Annotated in this window: 11 protein-coding genes and 1 pseudogene; 4 read left to right on the top strand and 8 right to left on the bottom strand. The window is 73.6% G+C overall.

The features are described 5' to 3' along the window. The 7 genes from GQS09_RS19885 to GQS09_RS19855 all read right to left on the bottom strand — a co-directional run. The coding region (locus GQS09_RS19885; RefSeq protein WP_165988175.1) for a hypothetical protein at nucleotides 1-1,034 on the bottom strand (1,034 nt) is incomplete at its 3' end. After that, on the bottom strand, nucleotides 1,031-1,636 hold the full coding sequence (locus GQS09_RS19880; RefSeq protein WP_165988173.1) for a sigma-70 family RNA polymerase sigma factor: 606 nt from the start codon (nucleotides 1,634-1,636) through the stop codon (nucleotides 1,031-1,033). The genes GQS09_RS19880 and GQS09_RS19885, both read right to left, overlap by 4 nt. A gap of 158 nt (nucleotides 1,637-1,794) precedes the next feature. Then, a complete protein-coding gene (locus tag GQS09_RS19875; protein ID WP_165988171.1) occupies nucleotides 1,795-3,480 on the bottom strand; it encodes a thiamine pyrophosphate-dependent enzyme in 1,686 nt (561 codons plus the stop codon). Then, complete coding sequence (locus GQS09_RS19870; protein WP_165988170.1) at nucleotides 3,477-4,754, bottom strand: cation:proton antiporter; 1,278 nt, start codon at nucleotides 4,752-4,754, stop codon at nucleotides 3,477-3,479. Before GQS09_RS19870 ends, GQS09_RS19875 begins: the two co-directional genes overlap by 4 nt. After that, complete coding sequence (locus GQS09_RS19865; RefSeq protein ID WP_165988180.1) at nucleotides 4,751-6,160, bottom strand: cytochrome P450; 1,410 nt, start codon at nucleotides 6,158-6,160, stop codon at nucleotides 4,751-4,753. The genes GQS09_RS19870 and GQS09_RS19865 overlap by 4 nt, the downstream gene beginning before the upstream one ends. 38 nt (nucleotides 6,161-6,198) lie before the next feature. After that, nucleotides 6,199-7,254, bottom strand: coding sequence for an alpha-hydroxy acid oxidase (locus tag GQS09_RS19860; RefSeq protein WP_207958047.1), 1,056 nt, complete (start codon nucleotides 7,252-7,254; stop codon nucleotides 6,199-6,201). A gap of 10 nt (nucleotides 7,255-7,264) precedes the next feature. Further along, nucleotides 7,265-8,857, bottom strand: coding sequence for an NAD(P)-binding domain-containing protein (locus GQS09_RS19855; RefSeq protein WP_165988167.1), 1,593 nt, complete (start codon nucleotides 8,855-8,857; stop codon nucleotides 7,265-7,267). A gap of 537 nt (nucleotides 8,858-9,394) precedes the next feature. Here GQS09_RS19855 and msrA point away from each other — a divergent pair. Continuing rightward, complete coding sequence (gene msrA, locus GQS09_RS19850; protein WP_165988165.1) at nucleotides 9,395-9,931, top strand: peptide-methionine (S)-S-oxide reductase MsrA; 537 nt, start codon at nucleotides 9,395-9,397, stop codon at nucleotides 9,929-9,931. A gap of 95 nt (nucleotides 9,932-10,026) precedes the next feature. Here the strand turns inward: msrA and GQS09_RS19845 are convergent, their stop codons facing one another. Then, entirely contained in the window at nucleotides 10,027-11,418 is a 1,392-nt protein-coding gene (locus GQS09_RS19845) for an acyltransferase domain-containing protein (RefSeq protein ID WP_165988163.1), read from the bottom strand. 297 nt (nucleotides 11,419-11,715) lie between these two features. Here GQS09_RS19845 and GQS09_RS19840 point away from each other — a divergent pair, with 297 nt between their 5' ends. The 3 genes and pseudogenes from GQS09_RS19840 to GQS09_RS19830 all read left to right on the top strand — a co-directional run. Continuing rightward, complete coding sequence (locus tag GQS09_RS19840; protein ID WP_279577766.1) at nucleotides 11,716-12,945, top strand: acyltransferase; 1,230 nt, start codon at nucleotides 11,716-11,718, stop codon at nucleotides 12,943-12,945. Between the two features lie 227 nt (nucleotides 12,946-13,172). Then, the gene (locus tag GQS09_RS19835; RefSeq protein ID WP_165988159.1) at nucleotides 13,173-14,564 is read left to right on the top strand and encodes a CdaR family transcriptional regulator; all 1,392 of its coding nucleotides are present in this window, start codon (nucleotides 13,173-13,175) and stop codon (nucleotides 14,562-14,564) included. A gap of 29 nt (nucleotides 14,565-14,593) precedes the next feature. After that, nucleotides 14,594-17,449, top strand: a pseudogene (locus tag GQS09_RS19830) (type I polyketide synthase); the annotation flags it as partial.

Below are 17,449 nucleotides of genomic sequence, written 5' to 3'. Positions count from 1 at the left end.
GGGAAGCGGCGCAGCGTCCGCGCCACCGCCCGGCCGAGCGCGGCGGCCTCGGTGAGCAGCGGGGTTCCGGCGACGGCGGCCCGGCCGTAGCGGTCCACCGGCACATACCGCACATGCCCCCGGCCGCGGCCGGTGACCAGCACCCGCGGCGCCGCCGCCCGGCCGGGCGGGGCCGCAAGTTCCGGAGGCAGCGGGTCGGGGAGTTCCGGGGCGGCCAGTACCGCGGGCAGCGCCCCGGCACTCTCCCCGGTCCCGGTCCCGGTCCCGGACCGGGACCCGTCCGCGGCGGCCGCCGCCGCGGCGCGGGCGGCACGGTAGGCGTCGCGCAGCGGCATTCCCGGGTACCGGGGGTGCACCCCGGCCGCCACGGTCACCAGGCCGCGCGGCAGCCGGGCGTCGAGCTGCGCGGCGAGCGCCTGCGTCAGCATCCGGCGGTTGTGCTCGTCTCCGTCGACCGCGGTGATCCGCGGTCCGGCGGCGAGGTCGAGGAAGGCGCAGGCCCGGTCCTGCTCGCCGAGCGCGACGAGCACGGGGCAGGGCCCGCCGGCCGCCGGGGCGACGGCGGGCAGGCCGGCCCGGCCGATGCCCCAGACGCCGGGGTCGCCGGGCTCCTCGAACCAGGGCTCGGGTGGCCGCAGGGCCGCCGGCCCCCCGGCCGGACCGGCCAGCAGCACCCACACCGTTGCGGCGTCCGCCAGGACCGCGTAGGGCCGGGCCGCCGGACCGGCCGCGTCCCGGACGGTGAGCAGCGCCCGTTCGCAGTCCCGCCACAGCGCGGGATCGCCCAGCAGGGCGGTGAGCAGGCGCAGTGAGCGCCGGTAGCGCAGCCAGGCGCGCAGCGGGGCGGTGAAGGCGAGCGCGGTGACGGCGGTCTCCCGGCGCAGCCGGGCGCCCGCCACCCGCCAGCCGCCGTGCCGCCGCACCTGCCGGCTCAGCAGCAGGAAGAGCACGAGCAGCACGCCGGTGATGCCGCACCAGCGGAAGATGGTGTCGCGGTGCTCGGTGAACCAGGCGAAGGGGTCGGTGTTCCTCATGCCGCCCCCCGCTGCGGGATGCGGACGGCGCCGTGCCGGGCGTCCGGGCGCCGCCGGTCGGCGGATCCGCCGCCGGCCCGCTCCAGGTCGCGGCGCAGGGCCCGCAGCGCGTAGTGGAGGCGGGACTTGACGGTGCCTGCCGGTACGCCGAGCGCGCGGGCCGCCTCGGCGCCGGAGAGATCGTGCAGCAGCACCGTGACCACGGCGTCGCGGTGTTCGGGGCTGAGGCGGGAGAGCGCGCGCCGCACCACCTGCCGGGTGGCCACGGTGTCGGCGACGTCGGTGCCGTCCGCGCGCTGCAGCAGCTCCGGGGGCAGCATGCCCATGGGCACGCTGCGGTCCCGGCGGTGGGCGTCCACGGCGAGGTTGCGGGCCACCCGGTGCAGCCAGGGGGCTACCCGGTCCGCCGGGAGCGGGGTGCGGGCCTGCGTCAGCCAGACCCGGACCAGTGCCTCCTGCACCACGTCCTCCGCCCGGTGGAGGTCGCCCGTGAGGCGGTGCACGTAGTGCAGCAGGCGCGATCGGTGCTGGTCGAGCACGGCCCGCAGGAACTGTTCGTCCTGGCGCAGGTGCTCCTCCGGGGCGGGACGGGGTGAGAGCATCTGGGGGTCTGCTCCATCCTGGGGCGGCCGGCGCGGGGTGCCGGGCCAGCCTCGGAGTTCACCGTAGCCGTCAGGTAACTCTGCGATGTACACGAGGAGTTGTCCAAGACTCAACCATGTTCCGTCTCCCGCCCCCGCCCGTCCCGGGGGCCGGCCGGTCAGGTCCGTACCGAGCCCGGGGTGCCGCCCAGCAGGAGGGGCCAGACACTGGGCATCTCGCCCACCGGGACCTCGATCAGGGAGGGTCCGGGCTCGGCGAGGGCGTCCTTGAGGACGCCGGCGAGGTCGCCGGGGGTGCGGGCCCGGGCGGCGGGAACGCCGAAGGACTCGGCGAAGCGCACGAAGTCGGGGCTGGTCAGTTCGCTGCCGATGAACCGGCCGCCGAACTCGTCCGCCTGGATCCGCCGGACGTTGCCGTAGGCGTGGTCGTTGAAGACGACCGCCGTCACCGCGATCCGGTACCTGCGGGCCGTCGCCAGTTCCTGGGCGTTCCAGCAGAATCCGCCGTCGCCGTTGAGTGAGACGACGGCCCGCTCCGGGTTGCCGACCTTGACGCCGAGGGCGGAGGGGTAGCCGTAGCCGAGGGTGCCCTGGTAGCCGGGTGTCAGGAACGTCCCCGGCCGGTGCACCGGGTAGCCGACGGCCGCCAGATAGCCCACCTGGGTCAGCTCGTTGACCAGGAACCCGTCCTCCGGGATGGCCTCGCGCAGGGCCCGCACGAAGGACCACTGCGGTTCCACGGACCGCACCTGCTCCGCGCACCGGTCGCGTACGGCCGCCAGTTCGCCGGCGTCCCAGCCGGAGGGCGCGGCGGGCGGCAGGGCGGCGCGGATGCCGTCGAGCGCCCGGCGGGCGTCGGCGAGCACCGCGAGATCCGCGCGGCGGGGCGGGCCCAGGTCCGCCGGGTCCGCGTTGACCAGGACCACCCGGGCGCCCGGCGCGGTGGGCAGGGCCCGGCCGCGGGGCGTGACGAACCGGCTGCCCACCACCAGCACCGCGTCGGCCGCGGGCAGCAGCCGCGGCGCGGCCAGTCCGGGGAATGCCAGCCGGTGCCCGGCGGGGATGGCACCGCCGGCGTTGCGGCTGGTCACCACCGGCGCTTCCAGGGCCTCGGCCAGGGCGGTCAGGGCCGCGCCGGCGCGGGCGGCGAGCACCCCGCCGCCGGCGTAGAGGACCGGGCGCCGGGCGGTGCGCAGGAGGGCCGCGGCCCGGGCGAGGGTCTCCTCCGGGACCGTGTCCTCCGGGGCGTGCGCCGGAGTGGCCTGGTCGGGCAGGTCTCCGGGCGGGCCGTCCGCGGGGGCGGCCAGGAGGTCGGCGGGGACGGTCAGGGCGACCGGGCGGGGGCGGCCGGACCGGGACCGCCGGACCGCCTCGCGCACCAGCCGGGGGATGTCCCCGGGGGCCGAGGCCCGCGCCGACCAGGTGGTGACCCCTGCCAGGTGGCCGTCCTGGCCGGGGATCTCGTGCAGCATGCCCAGGCCCTTCCCGGCCAGCGTGGACGGGATGTCCGCCGCGACGCACAGCACCGGCGACGAACAGGCGTAGCCGGTCGCCAGGGCCGGCAGGGCGTTCAGCACGCCGGGGCCGGGCACCACCAGGCACACCCCGGGGCGGCCGGTCGTCCGGGAGTACGCCTCCGCCATGTGGGCGGCGCCCTGCTCGTGCCGCGCGGCCAGGTAGCGGACGGGCCCGCCGGCGTCCCGGTGGCGGGCGAGCGCGTCGAGCACGTGGTCGAGCTGGACGCCCGGCACGCCGAACACGTGCCGGACGCCCTCCCGGGCGAGCTGCGCGACCAGGGCCTCGGCGCCGGTGGGCGGAGCGGCGGCCGGCGGGGTGGCGGTCATGTCGTCACCGTCTCGGTCTCACGGGCGGGCGGGCCGACGGCCGGCGGGCGGGACCGGGCGTCCCGGCGGTCCAGCCAGTTCAGCACCGGTACGGTCATCACCGTGGTCACCAGCGCCACCAGCACCAGGGCGGCGAACAGCTCCTGGCTGACGATGCCGGCCTCCAGGCCGATGTTGAGGGCGATGAGCTGCATCAGACCGCGGGCGTTCATCAGCACGCCGACCCGCAGCGCCACCGTCCCCGGTTCCCCGCGCAGCCGGGCCGCCGCCCAGCAGCCGCCGAACTTGCCGGCGACGGCCAGGACCACCGCCGCCACGCCGAACATCAGCACCCCCGGGTCGGCGAACACCTCGAATTCGGTGTTCAGGCCGGAGTAGACGAAGAACATGGGGAGGAACACCACCTGGGTCACGGGCTGCGTGCTCCGCACCACCCGCTCCGCCGTCTCTCCCCGGGGCATGGCCATGCCCACACAGAAGGCGCCGAAGACCGCGTACAGCTGGATGACGTCGGTGAACCAGGCCGCGCAGAACAGCACCGCGACCGTGACCAGCAGCCGGGTCTCGTCGCGGAGGCCCGGCCGGGTGTTCGCCCAGCGCAGCAGGCGGCGGCCGAGCGTGGCCAGGACGGCCACGAACAGCACCGAGCCGCCCACCGCCGTCAGCACCGGCCCGGCCTGCGCGGAGGCCGCGCTCAGCACTCCGGCCAGCAGGATCCAGGCGACCACGTCGTCGGTGGCGCCCGAGGCCATGGCCAGCGTCCCGTGCCGGGACCCGGTCAGCCCGCGCTCGGTGATGATGCGGGCCAGCATCGGGAACGCGGTGACCGTCAGGGTGACACCGGTGAACGCCGCCGTCACCCACACCGGCACGCCGTCCACGAAGATGCCGGCCCGGCCGTGCGCCGCCAGTGCCAGGCCGCCGCCCAGCAGCAGCGGGACGATCACCCCTGCCGAGGACACCGCCACGGCCGTACCGGCCAGGCCGCGCCCGGCGTGCGCCCGGAACTGGTGGCCGGCGTGGAACATCAGCGCCACCAGGCCGATCTGCCCCGCCACGTACAGCACCGGTTTCAGGTCCGGCGGGAACACGCCGGCCCAGACGCCCGGCGCGACAAGCCCGAACAGGGAGGGGCCCAGCAGCACCCCGGCGATCATCTCGCCGACCACCGGTGGCTGCCCGAAACGGCCCACGGCCAGCGCGACCAGCCGGCAGGTCAGCAGGATCACGACGGCGGCGAGGAAGAAGGCGGGTGCCAGCTCCGCAGGCGTCATCGTCGGCTGCCCCCTCCCGGATCACCGGCCGCCCCGCGCGGACGGCGCGGTGCCGGCGGTGCGTCGGCGAAGTAGTTCCGGCACAAGCCCTGCCGCCGCGCGTCCCACACCATGTAGGAGCCCAGGGCGAGCTGGGTCAGGCTGCGCGGCACGGCTGCCCAGCGGTCGGCCAGCCGGAGCCGCTCCAGCCGGACCCGCCGCCGTACCGGGCCCCAGGCCACCGCGCCGGTGCGCGGCACCAGCAGGCAGGGGCCGCGGCTGGGCAGCGACCGGGTGTGCTCGGCCGAGGACTCCAGCCGGTAGCGGCGCAGCACCTCGCGGGCGGCCACCCGCATGGTGAGCACCGCGAAGCCGCGGGCCGGGCAGGGGCGGTTGGCGGTCACCCCGAACGGGATGTACGCGGCCGGGCGGGTGTCCGGGGACAGCCACCGGTCCGGGTCGAACGGGCGGTGTCCGGTGCCGCCCCCCGGGGTTCCGGAGCGGTGGTACTCGGGGTAGTTGAACAGCAGTACGGACCCGGCCGGGACGGGTTCCCGGCCCGGCCGGTGGATCTCCCCCGTGGTGATCCGGTGGGCGATGCCGAACAGCGGGAAGTGGTGCAGCGTCTCGTCCACGACGCGGTCCAGGTAGTCGTCCTGCGCCTCACCGGACAGCAGGCGGTCCTGTACCGGCCGGTGGGTGGCCAGGGCCAGCAGCAGGTGCGCCATCGCCTCGGACATCTGCACCACGGCGGTGTTGAAGAAGGTGCCCTGGAGGTACAGCGCCTGTTCGTGTGCGGTGAGCGTGGCCGGGAGCGGCACGGGCGGCGGGCCGCCGGCCAGCCGTTCCCGCAGGTACGCGGTGAGCCGCTGCCGGCGGTCCATGTGGCGCAGGCCGGTGCACTTCAGCGCGCTGACCACGTCGTCGGCATGGCCGGTGATCAGTTCGCGGACGGGGCGCGGGCAGGGCTCGCGGAACACCGCCTCGTAGTACACCCCGGCCCAGACCGGCATCATCATGTCCCGCAGCCGCACGGTGCGCACCCGGTTCCGGGCGGCGCCGTCCGGCCCGGCCAGTTCGTCCAGGACCTGCCGGGTGCAGCGGGCGGTCAGCTCCGCCCACTCCTCGCGGGACGGCCCGGCCAGGATGCGGCGGGTGGTGCGGGCCACGTCGTCGTAGCGGGGCCCCGGCTCCAGGTGCTCCTGGTGCACCTCGGGGCCGGGCGAGAGCCAGTACCAGAACAGGTCGGACAGGGCGGCGCCCCGGCTGCGGCCGTTGGCCGCCGGGTGCCCGTACACCGTCCGGAACTCCTCGGCGGGCACCTCCCGGCCGGGGGCGGTGATGCCCTCCTCGCCGTTGACCCGGGCGAACACCCGCACCCGCAGCGCCACCACCACCGGGGGCAGCCAGTACGGCAGCGAGACCATGGCCGCCACGGCCGCGACCGCGGCCAGCACCGGGGCCGTCACGGCTGCTCCCGGCGGTACACCAGGCCGGGCGGCAGGGCGGCCGGGCCGGTGGCGCCGCACAGCGCCAGCGCGTCGTCGATCTCCTCGCGCAGCAGCTCCAGCATCCGCCGCACGCCCTTCTCGCCGCCCTCGGCCAGCGCCCACATCACCGGGCGGCCGATGCCGACCGCGGTCGCGCCCAGGGCCAGCGCCTTCACCACGTCGGTGCCGCGCCGCACCCCGCCGTCCAGCACGACCGGAATCCGGCCGGCCACGGCGGCGGCGATCCCGGGCAGCAGGTCGATCGTGGCGGGGACCGTGTCGAGCTGCCGGCCGCCGTGGTTGGACAGCAGCAGCCCGTCGACGCCGCGCCGCACCGCCTCCCGGGCGTCGTCCGGGTGCAGCACGCCCTTGAGCAGCACGGGCAGCGACGTGGTGGCGCGCAGCCGGTCGATGTGCTCCCAGGTGAGTTCCGGCGACATGACGATCTGCCGGACGTGCCCGGGCTCGCCGTCGCGCAGGCCGGCCAGGTTCTCGCAGCGCATGCCGGGCGGCAGGTCGTGGAAGCCGTTGCGCCGGTTGCGTTCACCGGCGCCCAGCACCGGGGAGTCGACGGTGACCACCAGAGCGCTGCATCCGGCGTCGGCCGCCCGCCGCACCAGGGCGTCGGTGATCTCCGGGTCGGGCTGCAGGTAGAGCTGGAACCAGCGGGGGGCTGCGGGCGCGGCGGCGGCGATGTCCCCCACGGAGACCGTGGAGGCCATGGACACGATCATGATCACGCCGGTGGCGGCGGCGGCCCGGGCCGTGGCCCGCTCGCCCTCCGGGGCGGCGAGCTTGTGGAACGCGGTGGGCGAGAGCAGCACCGGCATGGCGCTGCGGTCCCCGAGCAGGGTGACGCCCAGGGCGCGCCGGGAGGTGTCGCGCAGCACCCGGGGCAGCAGCCGCAGCCGGGCGAACGCGGCCTCGTTCTCCCGTACGGTGATCTCGTCCCGGGCGCCGCCGGCGATGAAGTCGGCGTGCACCGGGTCGAGTTTCTCCCGGGCCGCGGTCTCGAAGTCGCGGAGGTTCAGCAGCACGGCGTCACACCCCCGCGCCCGCCGCCGGCCGGCCGGGCGCGGCCGCGAAGAACCCGGCCAGGGGGGCGTGGTGGACCCGCGGGTCGTTCCACTCGTTCTCCAGGTTCTCGGCCATGTGGTGGACGCCGAGGAGTTCGCCGTCCCGCCAGTGACGGATCACCGGGTGCAGGTAGGAGGCGTCGAACGCGTCGTCGGCCGAGTTCTGCGCGACGCGGCGCACGGTGATGTCGAAGGGGTCGACCTTGTCGTGGTCCGGGCCGTACTCCAGGGTGACCGTGACGTAGTCCCGGCCCCGGGTGACGGGGCTGAGGGGGGCGTACTCGACCGGGACCTCCTCGTGGTACCGGACCTCCCCGCCGGGGCCGAACACCAGCAGGTCGCCGAGGACGCCGAACTGCTGCCACAGCGCCGAGGTGCGGTTGACCCGTTCCACCACGGCGTCGGCCAGCGCTTCCGGGACCGCCGGCAGTGTCCGGCCGGGCCAGGGGCGGCCGTGGTGGCGCTCGTCGAGGATGCGGGACAGGGCGCGCACGGCGTAGCGGAAGCCGTGGATGAAGCCGCCCGTCGATTTCTTGAAGTCGCGCTGCTGCATCAGGGTGCCGGCGACATACAGGCCGGGTACGTTGACCGACTCGTAGGCGGGGGTGAGCGCGGCGAACCGGTCGTCGATGACCAGGTCGGGGCGGCACCCGGGATCGAACGGGGAGGCGTCGAAGCCGAAGCCGGTGCACACGATCACCCGGTCGTAGCGCAGTTCCTTCACGGTCTCCTCGGCGCGGGTGAAGGAGAACCGCACCAGGTACCGTCCTGCGGCGTCACGCTCGATGGCCAGCACGTGCCCGTCCAGCAGGGCGTTCTGGGACTTGAGCTGGTAGGTGTCGAGGAAGTTGTTGTTGACCGCGCGCAGGTGCCCGACGTAGTGGGTGTTCCAGGCCATGCGGACGGAGTGCGGGCCGGCCACGTGGATCACGGCGGCGGTCTCGATGAGGTTGTCGGCGGTCTCCAGCGCCGAGTTGCCCTTGCCGAGGATGAGCACGCGCTGGTCGGTGAAGTCCTCCGGGTCCACCGTCACGGTGGCGTACTGCTCGGCGGTCTCGATGCCGGGGATGGGGGGAATGTGGGACCGCGACACCCCGGTGGCCACGATCAGCCGCCGGCCACGGTGTTCCGTGCCGCGCTGGTCGGTGGCCACGAATCCGGCGTCCGGGGCGTCGCCGTCCCGGCGTAACCGCACGGCGCGGGTGTCGTAGGCGATGTCCAGCTTGAACGCCTCGGCGAAGTCGGCGAGATACCGTACCAGGTCGTCGGCGTGCGGGAAGTAGCGTTCGCTGTACCGCGGGAACAGCAGTTCCGGGTCCGGGGACAGCAGTGAGTTCCAGTCCATCCGGAGCCTCAGCTCCGGGTCGTCGGTACCGGTGTGGATCTTGTTGATGGAGATGAGCTTCCGGTGCCGGGGATAGGTGCGGAAGAAGGTACCGGGGGTTCTTCCGCTTTCGAGAATCCGGTAACGGTGGCCCGCGGCCTGCAGCAGCTGACCCAGCTGAAGCCCTGCCGGACCGCCGCCCACCACCAGATAGTCCAACGTTTCGCCGTGCATGGAACCTCCTCCGGAAAGGGCGACATGGCCCGGGGACAGGGGGGACGGTGGCGAACCCAGGAGATGATTGAAGGCTCAACCTCCGTGATGATAGGCGGACTCGGCGTTCCCGATCAGGGCCACATTCCGCCGCTGCGGCCCCGTTCCCCCGGCGGCGCCCCGCGGGGCTCCGCCGCCCTCCGGGCCCCACCTGCGCCGGGGACGCCGAAGGCGGTGCGGAAGGAGGCCCGGCCCTCCGGGGCCGGCCTGCCGGCCCCCTCCCCGGACGGCCCGCGGGCCGGCGCCCTCGTCCCGCTATGTCCCGTGAAGCCGCCCCGCCCCGGCTCCCCCGCTCCGGCGCAAAACCGACGCCGGCACACGGACCACGGGCCACGGCCCGGCGGGGCGCGGCGCGGGGGCATGCCGGCAGCCGCTCCGGCACGCCCCCGTCCGGGACCTGCCACTGGCTCGGCGGGCCCCCGTCCCACTACGATCGGCACAGAATGCGGAAACGCGGAATACGGACGAGAATCTGGAGAGGTTCCGGTGACCGAGGAAATGTCCTTAGACGGGAATACCGAGACTCTGACGCTCGGCCCCGGCTGTTTCTGGTCCTTCGACGCGGTGGCGCGCCGGACCCCGGGGATCGTCTCCAGCGTGGCGGGATTCGCCGGGGACCACGGACCGCCGCCCAACTACGAGGACTACCAGCGCTACGGGCTCAACCCGCAGAAATTCGTCGAGGCGGTACAGCTGACGTTCCGGCCGGACCAGATCTCCCTCGAAGAGATCCTGACCCTGTTCTTCCGGAGTCATGACCCGACCAAGCCGAACCAGAGCGGCGCGGACCGCGGCTCCATCTACCACTCGACGGTCTTCTACGCCAGCGAGGAACAGCGTGTGCGTTCCGAGAAGGTCATGCATCTGGTACGGCAGGAACTCGGCCGGGACATCGTGACCGACCTCCGGCCGTACGAGCAGTTTTTCGAGGCGGATTCCGAGCAGCAGGACTTCTACAGCAAGAACCGTTCCGAGCCGTACTGCCGGGTGGTCATCGAGCCGAAGCTCCGCACCATGGGGCTGGAGGTCGACTGAGCCGGCCGAGCGCGTATCCGGCCCCGTTCACCGGGAGACGTCACCGCGAGACTTCACCGGGAGACGTCACCGGGAGACAGGGCCGGATCGGGCCCTCAGCCGAGGGCCGGCGTCCAGTCGACCGTGGCGCCGTGCACGTGGGCTTCGGCCAGCGCGGTGAGGAACCGCCCCATTCCGCCGTCCTCGTGGCGCAGTGTCGCCAGCAGCGCGGCCGGGCGGCCGAGTTCCTCGGCGGTGTCCTGCATCCCGACGGTGAGCACCGGCTGTGCGCTGCATTCGATGAAGAGGGTGTGGCCGTCGGCGATCAGGGAGCGGACGGCATCGTCGAACCTGACCGTCTGGCGCAGGTTGCGGTACCAGTACTCGGCGTCCAGCCGGTCGGTGTCGATGCGCGCCCCGGTCACCGTCGAGTAGAACGGCACGTCACCGTGGACCGGCCTGATCCCGGAGGCCAGGTCGAGCAGGGTCTGCCGCAGGTCCTCCACGTGCGCGGAGTGCGCGGCGAAGTCCACGCCCGGCACCTGCCAGCGCATCATCCCGGCCGCGGACAGCGCGGCTCCGAACTCCGCCATCGCGGTCACCTCGCCCGACACCGTCATGGTGGCCGGACCGTTCACCGCGGCCACGGACAGCACGCCGTCCCAGTCGGCCAGCATCGTCCGCACCCGGTCGGTGGGCGCCATCACGGTCAGCATCTCGCCACGGCCGCGGATCTTCATCAGCGCCTGGCTGCGCAGTGCGACGATCCGCGCCGCGTCCGGCAGCGGCAACGCGCCCGCCACGTGCGCCGCCACGATCTCGCCCTGGGAGTGGCCCACCACCGCCCCCGGCTCGACGCCGAACCGGCGCCACAGCCGGGACAGCGACAGCATCACCGAGAACAGCACCGGCTGCACGACGTCCACCCGGTCCAGCGGCGGGGTTCCCGCCGCGCCGCGCAGCACCGCCTCCAGGGACCAGTCCAGGTACGGCGACAGCGCCTCCTCGCAGTCCCGGACCGCCCCGGCGAACACGGGTGAGGTGTCCAGCAGTTCCACGNGCGACAGCGCCTCCTCGCAGTCCCGGACCGCCCCGGCGAACACGGGTGAGGTGTCCAGCAGTTCCACGGCCATGCCCGCCCACTGGGTGCCCTGGCCGGGAAACACCAGCACCGGCCCGGCGGCCGCCTGCGCCTGCCGGGCCGCCCGCCCGCTGACCACGTTCGACGCCGTACGGCCCTCGGCGAGCGCACGCACCCCGCCGAGCAGTTCCGCACGGTCGCGCCCCAGCACCACGGCCCGGTGCTCGTGGGCCGCGCCCGCGGCCACCAGCGACCGGCCCACCCGGGCCAGGTCGTCGGCGGCGGCCGGCGCCGGGTCCGCCTCCAGCCGGGACAGCAGGCGCGTGGCCTGGGCGCGCAGCCCCGCCGCGCTCCGCCCGGACAGCACCCACGGCACCGTGCCGGCCCCGGCACCGATCCCCACGCCCTGTGTGGCCGACTTCGTCACGAGGCACTCCTCATCACTTCATCACTGCCGATCAGTGGACCGCGGAACGCAGGATACCCCGCAGGCCGGCCGCCGCCGCCCACCGCCCGGTAATTCCGCCGGCAGAACACAGTTACCGGAGAATTACCGGCCGCCTGAGGAACCGTGGAAAGCTGCGGCCACCCAGTCGCGTCCTCTTTTCCGGTAGGGAGGCTGTTCGTTGTCCCGCTACCCGATAACACATGCCGATATTCCCGCTCAGCAATCGCTCGCTTCCCCCTCTTCCCGGCCGTATTCACGCCCGTCCCGGGTGCTCACATGGTGACCCGGGGAACGGGCCCGAGGGAGACGGGCCGTACGCAGACCCCCGCGCCCGGAGAACCGTCCCGGCTGCCGTCGCTCACGGGACTCCGGTTCGTGGCGGCCCTGATGGTCTTCGCCACCCACATCCTGTGGTACACCCAGCTCGTCCCCGGTGACACGGGGACGGAGCTGAGAGAGATGTTCACCCTCGCCGGCTCCTACGGCGTCGGCTTCTTCTTCATCCTCAGCGGCTTCGTCCTGACCTGGACCGCCCGGCCGGACGACACGCCGCGTTCGTTCTGGCGCCGCCGCCTGGTGAAGATCGGCCCGATGCACCTGGTGACCTTCGGCCTGGCGGCGATCCTGGTGCTCAGCACGGACCGGCCCACCCGCGTGGTCGACTGGTTCGCGTCCCTGGCCCTGGTGCAGTCGTGGTTCCCGGACATCCAGACCACCTCGGCGGTCAACGGGGTGAGCTGGTCGCTGGCCTGCGAGTTGTTCTTCTACCTTTCCTTCCCGGCCCTGCTGCCCCTGCTGCGCCGGATCCGCGAGGAGTGGCTGTGGGGGGCGGTCGCGGCGGTGCTCGCGCTGATCGCCGGAATGTTCCTGGTCGCCACATTCCTGGTGAACGACCAGCCGCGCCTTCCCGCATTCGGCGTGGCGGGCGAGGCGTCGTTCACCCAGGTGTGGTTCGTGTACTTCTTCCCGCCGGTCCGCGCGCTCGAATTCGTCCTGGGCATTCTCCTGGCGAGAATCGTCGCATCGGGCCGGTGGCCGGGCCTCGGCCTGGCACCCGCCTTCGCCCTTGCCGTCGCCGGATATGTGCTCGCCCAGTACGAACCGTACCTGGCGGGCACGGGCGGCGTGGCGTCGGTGTGGACCGCGCCCCTCATCGCCGCCGCCGCGGTCGCGGACCGGCAGGGCGCCGCCTCGGTGTTCCGCAGGCCGACGATGGTGTTCCTGGGCGAGATCTCCTTCGCGTTCTACATGGTGCACTGGATCATCATCGTGACGGCCGCCGAGCTGATGGGCCCCACCAGGACGTTCTCGCTGTTCACCGGCTCACTGCTGGTTCTCGTCCTGCTCGCGGTGGTGGTGCTGTGCTCCTGGGTCCTGTACCGGTGCGTGGAGGTGCCGCTGGTGCGGCGCTTCGGACGGCACCGGCCGGCCGCCGCGGACCGGAGCGGCCCCCCGGGGGCGGCGCCTTCCCTCCCCGCCGGCCTGCGCGTACCGGAAGGCCGGTGAGCGGCGGCCACGGCACCGGGGCCGGGCGCCGGTACGGCGCCCGGCCCTCCTTGGCGTCCTGCGCGTCCTGCGCCGCGCAGGACGCGCGGGCGAGCCGGCCGCGTCCGCCCACCGCCCGGTAATCCCGCAACGTGAACGCAGTTACCGGGTGATTACCCACCGCCGCGGAAACCGTGTCAGGCTGCCGACACCCAGTCGCGTCCACTTTCCGGTAGGGAGGCTACTCGTTGTCCCGCTACCCGATATCACACGCCACTATTTCTGCGCAGCCACCCATCACATCCACCCATTCCCTGCTGCACCTGCTGCGCCCCGCCGACGATTCCGTACTCCACCTTCCGGCAACAAACCCACAGCTGGTCGAGGAGGTCGTCGTCCGTGTCGGTTCGGGAGCAACGGGCTGGGCAATCGAGAACAGCCGCCTGCTGCTGGCCGAGCTGGCCGGGGAGCCGTTCCCCCGCCTCGACCGGAACTCCTTCAGCGAAACGCGGCTCGCCGAGGCGACGGCGCTGTGGGTCGTGTTACGGCTCAGCGGCGCGCGAGCCATGCCCGGACTGCTTTCCGCCGAACTCACGAATGCCATTCGCGAGCGCATCTCGGACAACACGACCGTCGACCTCCTGCTCCGTTACGTGCGGGCGACACACGCGCGTTTCACCCGCGAGCTGTTCGAGTTCTGCGAGGCGGTGACCCCCACCGAGGACCAGCCGGCCATGATGCGGTCCATTTCGGCCGACCTGTTCGAGGGGATGGAGACCCTCTCGGCCGCGGTGACCGAGAAGTTCGCCGCCGAGCGCAGCCGCTGGTTCGCCGGGTCCGTGGGCGAGCGCTTCGAGCTGGTGTCCGCGATCCTCAAGGGCAAGCCGGTCGACACCAGAAGCACCATGCGGCGGCTGGGGTACGACCTGACGCTGCACCACCTCGCGCTGGTCCTGTGGCAGGAGGAGATCACCCCGGACAGCAGCCGGGAACTGGAGACCACGGCGCTGCGCCTGCTGGACCAGGCCGGCTGCTCCTCGATGCTGCTGCTGCCCGCGGGCCCCGGGCGGCTGTGGGCGTGGGGCGGCAGGGCCACCGGCCACCCGGAGGAGCTGCGGCGGTCCGGCAAGCCCGTGGACCTGCCCCCGCACATCCACGTCGCGTCCGGGCTGCCGGGCGACGGGGTGGCGGGCTTCACCCGTTCCCACGAGCAGGCGGTCACCGCGGAGCGGGTCGGCCGCACCACCGAGCCCGGTCCGTCCCGGCTGTGCGACTACGGCGATCTGGAGCTGGTGATCCTGCTCGGCAACGACGCCGAGGCCGCCGCCGACTTCGTCCGCCGGGAACTCGGCCCGCTGGCCGCCGACAACAGGACCATGGCCGCGCTGCGGGAGACCGTGCGGTGCCTGCTGGACAACGAGCGGGGCGTGGCGATCACGGCCAAGCACCTGCACATCGCGAAGAACACCGTGGTGTACCGGGTGAAGAAGGCGGAGCAGCTGCTCGGGCGGTCCCTGCGGGAGGACCATCTCCGGCTGCACCTCGCGCTGTACCTGGCGGGGCGGCTCGGCTCGTCGGTGCTGGAGAAACAGGGTCCCGCGACGGGACTGGAGAACTCGATCCGGGCGGTGTCCAAATGAGCGGTGACCAGATGAGCAGGGACGGAAAGCTCCTCGACTACCTGAAGTGGGTCACCGCCGACCTGCAGAAGGCCCGGGCGCGGGTCGAGGAGCTGGAGTCGAGCCGGTCCGAACCCATCGCCGTCCTCGGCATGGGCTGCCGCTACCCCGGCGACGTGTCCACGCCCGAGGAGCTGTGGCAACTGGCCGCCGACGGCGTCGACGCGATCACCGAGTTCCCCGCCGACCGGGGCTGGGACGTGGAGGGCATGTACGACCCGGACCCCGACGCGACGGGCAAGTTCTCCGCCCGGGAGGGCGGGTTCCTCAGCGACATCAAGGGCTTCGACTCGGCGTTCTTCGGGATCTCGCCGCGGGAGGCCCTCGCGATGGACCCGCAGCAGCGGCTGCTGCTGGAGACCACCTGGGAGGCCATCGAGCGGGCACGCATGGACCCGCGCTCGCTGCGCGGCAGCGACACCGGGGTGTTCGTCGGCGTCATGTACACCGGCTACGACTCCACGGTCGACTCGGCGTCGACGGGCACCGAGGGCTATGCGATGACCGGGATGCTGACCAGCGTCGCCTCCGGCCGCATCTCCTACGTGCTCGGCCTGGAGGGGCCGACGGTCAGCATGGACACGGCCTGCTCGTCCTCGCTGGTGTCGATCCACCACGCGGTCACCGCGCTGCGCAACGGCGAATGCTCGCTGGCGCTGGCCGGTGGCGCGATGGCGATACCGGTGCCGGGCGGTTTCGTGGAGTTCTCCCGGCAGCGGGGGCTGGCGCCGGACGGGCGGTGCAAGGCGTTCGCGGCGGCCGCGGACGGCACCGGCTTCTCCGAGGGCGTGGGGATGCTGGTGCTGGCGCGGCTGTCGGAGGCCCGGCGGCGCGGGCTGCCGGTGCTGGCGGTGATCCGGGGCAGCGCGGTGAACTCCGACGGCGCCTCCAACGGCCTGACCGCACCGAGCGGCCCGTCCCAGCAGCGGGTGATCCGCCAGGCGCTGGCCAACGCCGGCCTCTCCGCCGCCGAGATCGATGTGGTGGAGGCGCACGGGACAGGGACGACGCTGGGTGATCCGATCGAGGCGCAGGCGCTGCTGGCGACCTATGGCCGGTCCCGGCCGGAGGGCCGGCCGCTGCTGCTGGGCTCGCTGAAGTCGAACATCGGGCACACCCAGGGCGCGGCCGGGGTGGCCGGTGTGATCAAGATGGTGATGGCCATGCGGCACGGGCTGGTGCCCAGGACCCTGCATGTGGACCGGCCCACGCCCGCGGTGGACTGGTCGGCCGGGTCGGTGGAGCTGGTGACCGAGACACGGCCGTGGCCGCAGACCGGACGCCCCCGGCGGGCCGCCGTCTCCTCCTTCGGGATCAGCGGCACCAACGCCCACCTCATCCTCGAAGAGGCTCCCCCGCACGCCCCTGAACCGGACCCGTCACCGGACCCGGAACCCGCATCCGCCCCCGTGGTGTTTCCGGTGCCGGTGGTGGTGTCGGGGCGGTCGGGGGAGGCGTTGCGGGCTCAGGCGGGGCGGTTGGTGTCCTGGCTGGGTGAGGAGTCCGGTGGCGGGGGTGTGCCGGTGCCGGATGTGGCGTTGTCGCTGGCGGTGACGCGGTCGGTGTTCGAGCATCGTGGGGTGGTGCTGGCCGGTGACCGCGGGGAGCTGGTGGCGGGTCTGCGGGCGCTGGCCGGGGGTCAGGACGCGCCCGGGGTGGTGCGCGGGGTGGCCGGTGAGGGCCGTCTGGCGGTGCTGTTCACCGGGCAGGGCGCGCAGTGGGCCGGGATGGGGCGGCAGCTGTATGACTCCTTCCCCGTGTTCGCCGCGGCTTTTGACGAGGTCTGCGCCGCCTTTGGTGCCCTGTTGCCGGGGCCGCTGAAGGAGGTGGTCTTCAGCGGTGAGGGGCTGGATGACACCGGCTGGACCCAGCCGGCGCTGTTCGCGCTGGAGGTGGCGATGTTCCGCCTGCTGCACTCCTGGGGGGTGCGGCCGGACTTCGTCACCGGTCATTCCATCGGGGAGCTGGCCGCGGCGCATGTGGCGGGGGTGTTCTCGCTGGCCGATGCGTGCACGGTGGTGGCTGCCCGGGCGCGGCTGATGCAGGGGCTGCCGCCGGGCGGGGCGATGGTGGCGGTGCAGGCGAGTGAGGCGGAGGTGGAGGAGCTGCTGCGCGGCCGGGAGGGGGAGGTCTCGATCGCCGCGGTGAACGGGCCGGCCTCGGTGGTGGTCTCCGGGGCCGTGGAGGGGGTGCAGGCTGTTGCCGGTGTGCTGCGCCAGNCGATGGTGGCGGTGCAGGCGAGTGAGGCGGAGGTGGAGGAGCTGCTGCGCGGCCGGGAGGGGGAGGTCTCGATCGCCGCGGTGAACGGGCCGGCCTCGGTGGTGGTCTCCGGGGCCGTGGAGGGGGTGCAGGCTGTTGCCGGTGTGCTGCGCCAGGCGGGGCGCAAGACGCGGCGGTTGTCGGTCAGTCATGCGTTTCACTCGCCGTTGATGGATCCGGTGCTGGAGGAGTTCACCGCGGTGGTGGAGTCGGTGACGGCGGCGGAGCCGTCCATTCCGCTGGCGGTTGATGCCGGGCAGGTGTGTTCTGCGGGGTACTGGGCGCAGCACATCCGCCGTCCGGTGCGGTTCGCCGATCATCTGGAGTATCTGCACCGGCAGGGGGTGAGGACCTTTGTGGAGGTCGGGCCGGACGGGGTGCTCACCGCGATGGGGCCCGGGTGTGTGGATGCGGAGTTCGTGGCGCTGCAGCGGCGGGACCGTCCGCAGGTGGAGACCGCGCTCGGTGCGCTGGCCCGGCTCCACACCCGCGGGCACACCGTGGACTGGGCGGCGTTGTTCACCGGCACCACCGCCACCGTCACCGACCTGCCCACCTACCCCTTCCAACACCAGAACTACTGGCTG

The sequence above is a fragment of the Streptomyces sp. YIM 98790 genome, assembly GCF_011421595.1.
Classification (GTDB): Bacteria; Actinomycetota; Actinomycetes; order Streptomycetales; family Streptomycetaceae; genus Streptomyces.
The sequence above is the reverse complement of the archived record's forward strand: the minus strand, read 5'-3'. Positions and strand labels throughout refer to the sequence as shown.

What these genes read in the sequence shown, in the direction of transcription:
- GQS09_RS19875 (WP_165988171.1), bottom strand. Translation starts at nt 3,480, where the DNA reads ATGACCGCCACCCCGCCGGCCGCCGCTCCGCCCACCGGCGCCGAGGCC.
- GQS09_RS19855 (WP_165988167.1), bottom strand. Translation starts at nt 8,857, where the DNA reads ATGCACGGCGAAACGTTGGACTATCTGGTGGTGGGCGGCGGTCCGGCA.
- msrA (WP_165988165.1), top strand. Translation starts at nt 9,395, where the DNA reads ATGTCCTTAGACGGGAATACCGAGACTCTGACGCTCGGCCCCGGCTGT.
- GQS09_RS19880 (WP_165988173.1), bottom strand. Translation starts at nt 1,636, where the DNA reads ATGCTCTCACCCCGTCCCGCCCCGGAGGAGCACCTGCGCCAGGACGAA.
- GQS09_RS19865 (WP_165988180.1), bottom strand. Translation starts at nt 6,160, where the DNA reads ATGGTCTCGCTGCCGTACTGGCTGCCCCCGGTGGTGGTGGCGCTGCGG.
- GQS09_RS19840 (WP_279577766.1), top strand. Translation starts at nt 11,716, where the DNA reads ATGGTGACCCGGGGAACGGGCCCGAGGGAGACGGGCCGTACGCAGACC.
- GQS09_RS19870 (WP_165988170.1), bottom strand. Translation starts at nt 4,754, where the DNA reads ATGACGCCTGCGGAGCTGGCACCCGCCTTCTTCCTCGCCGCCGTCGTG.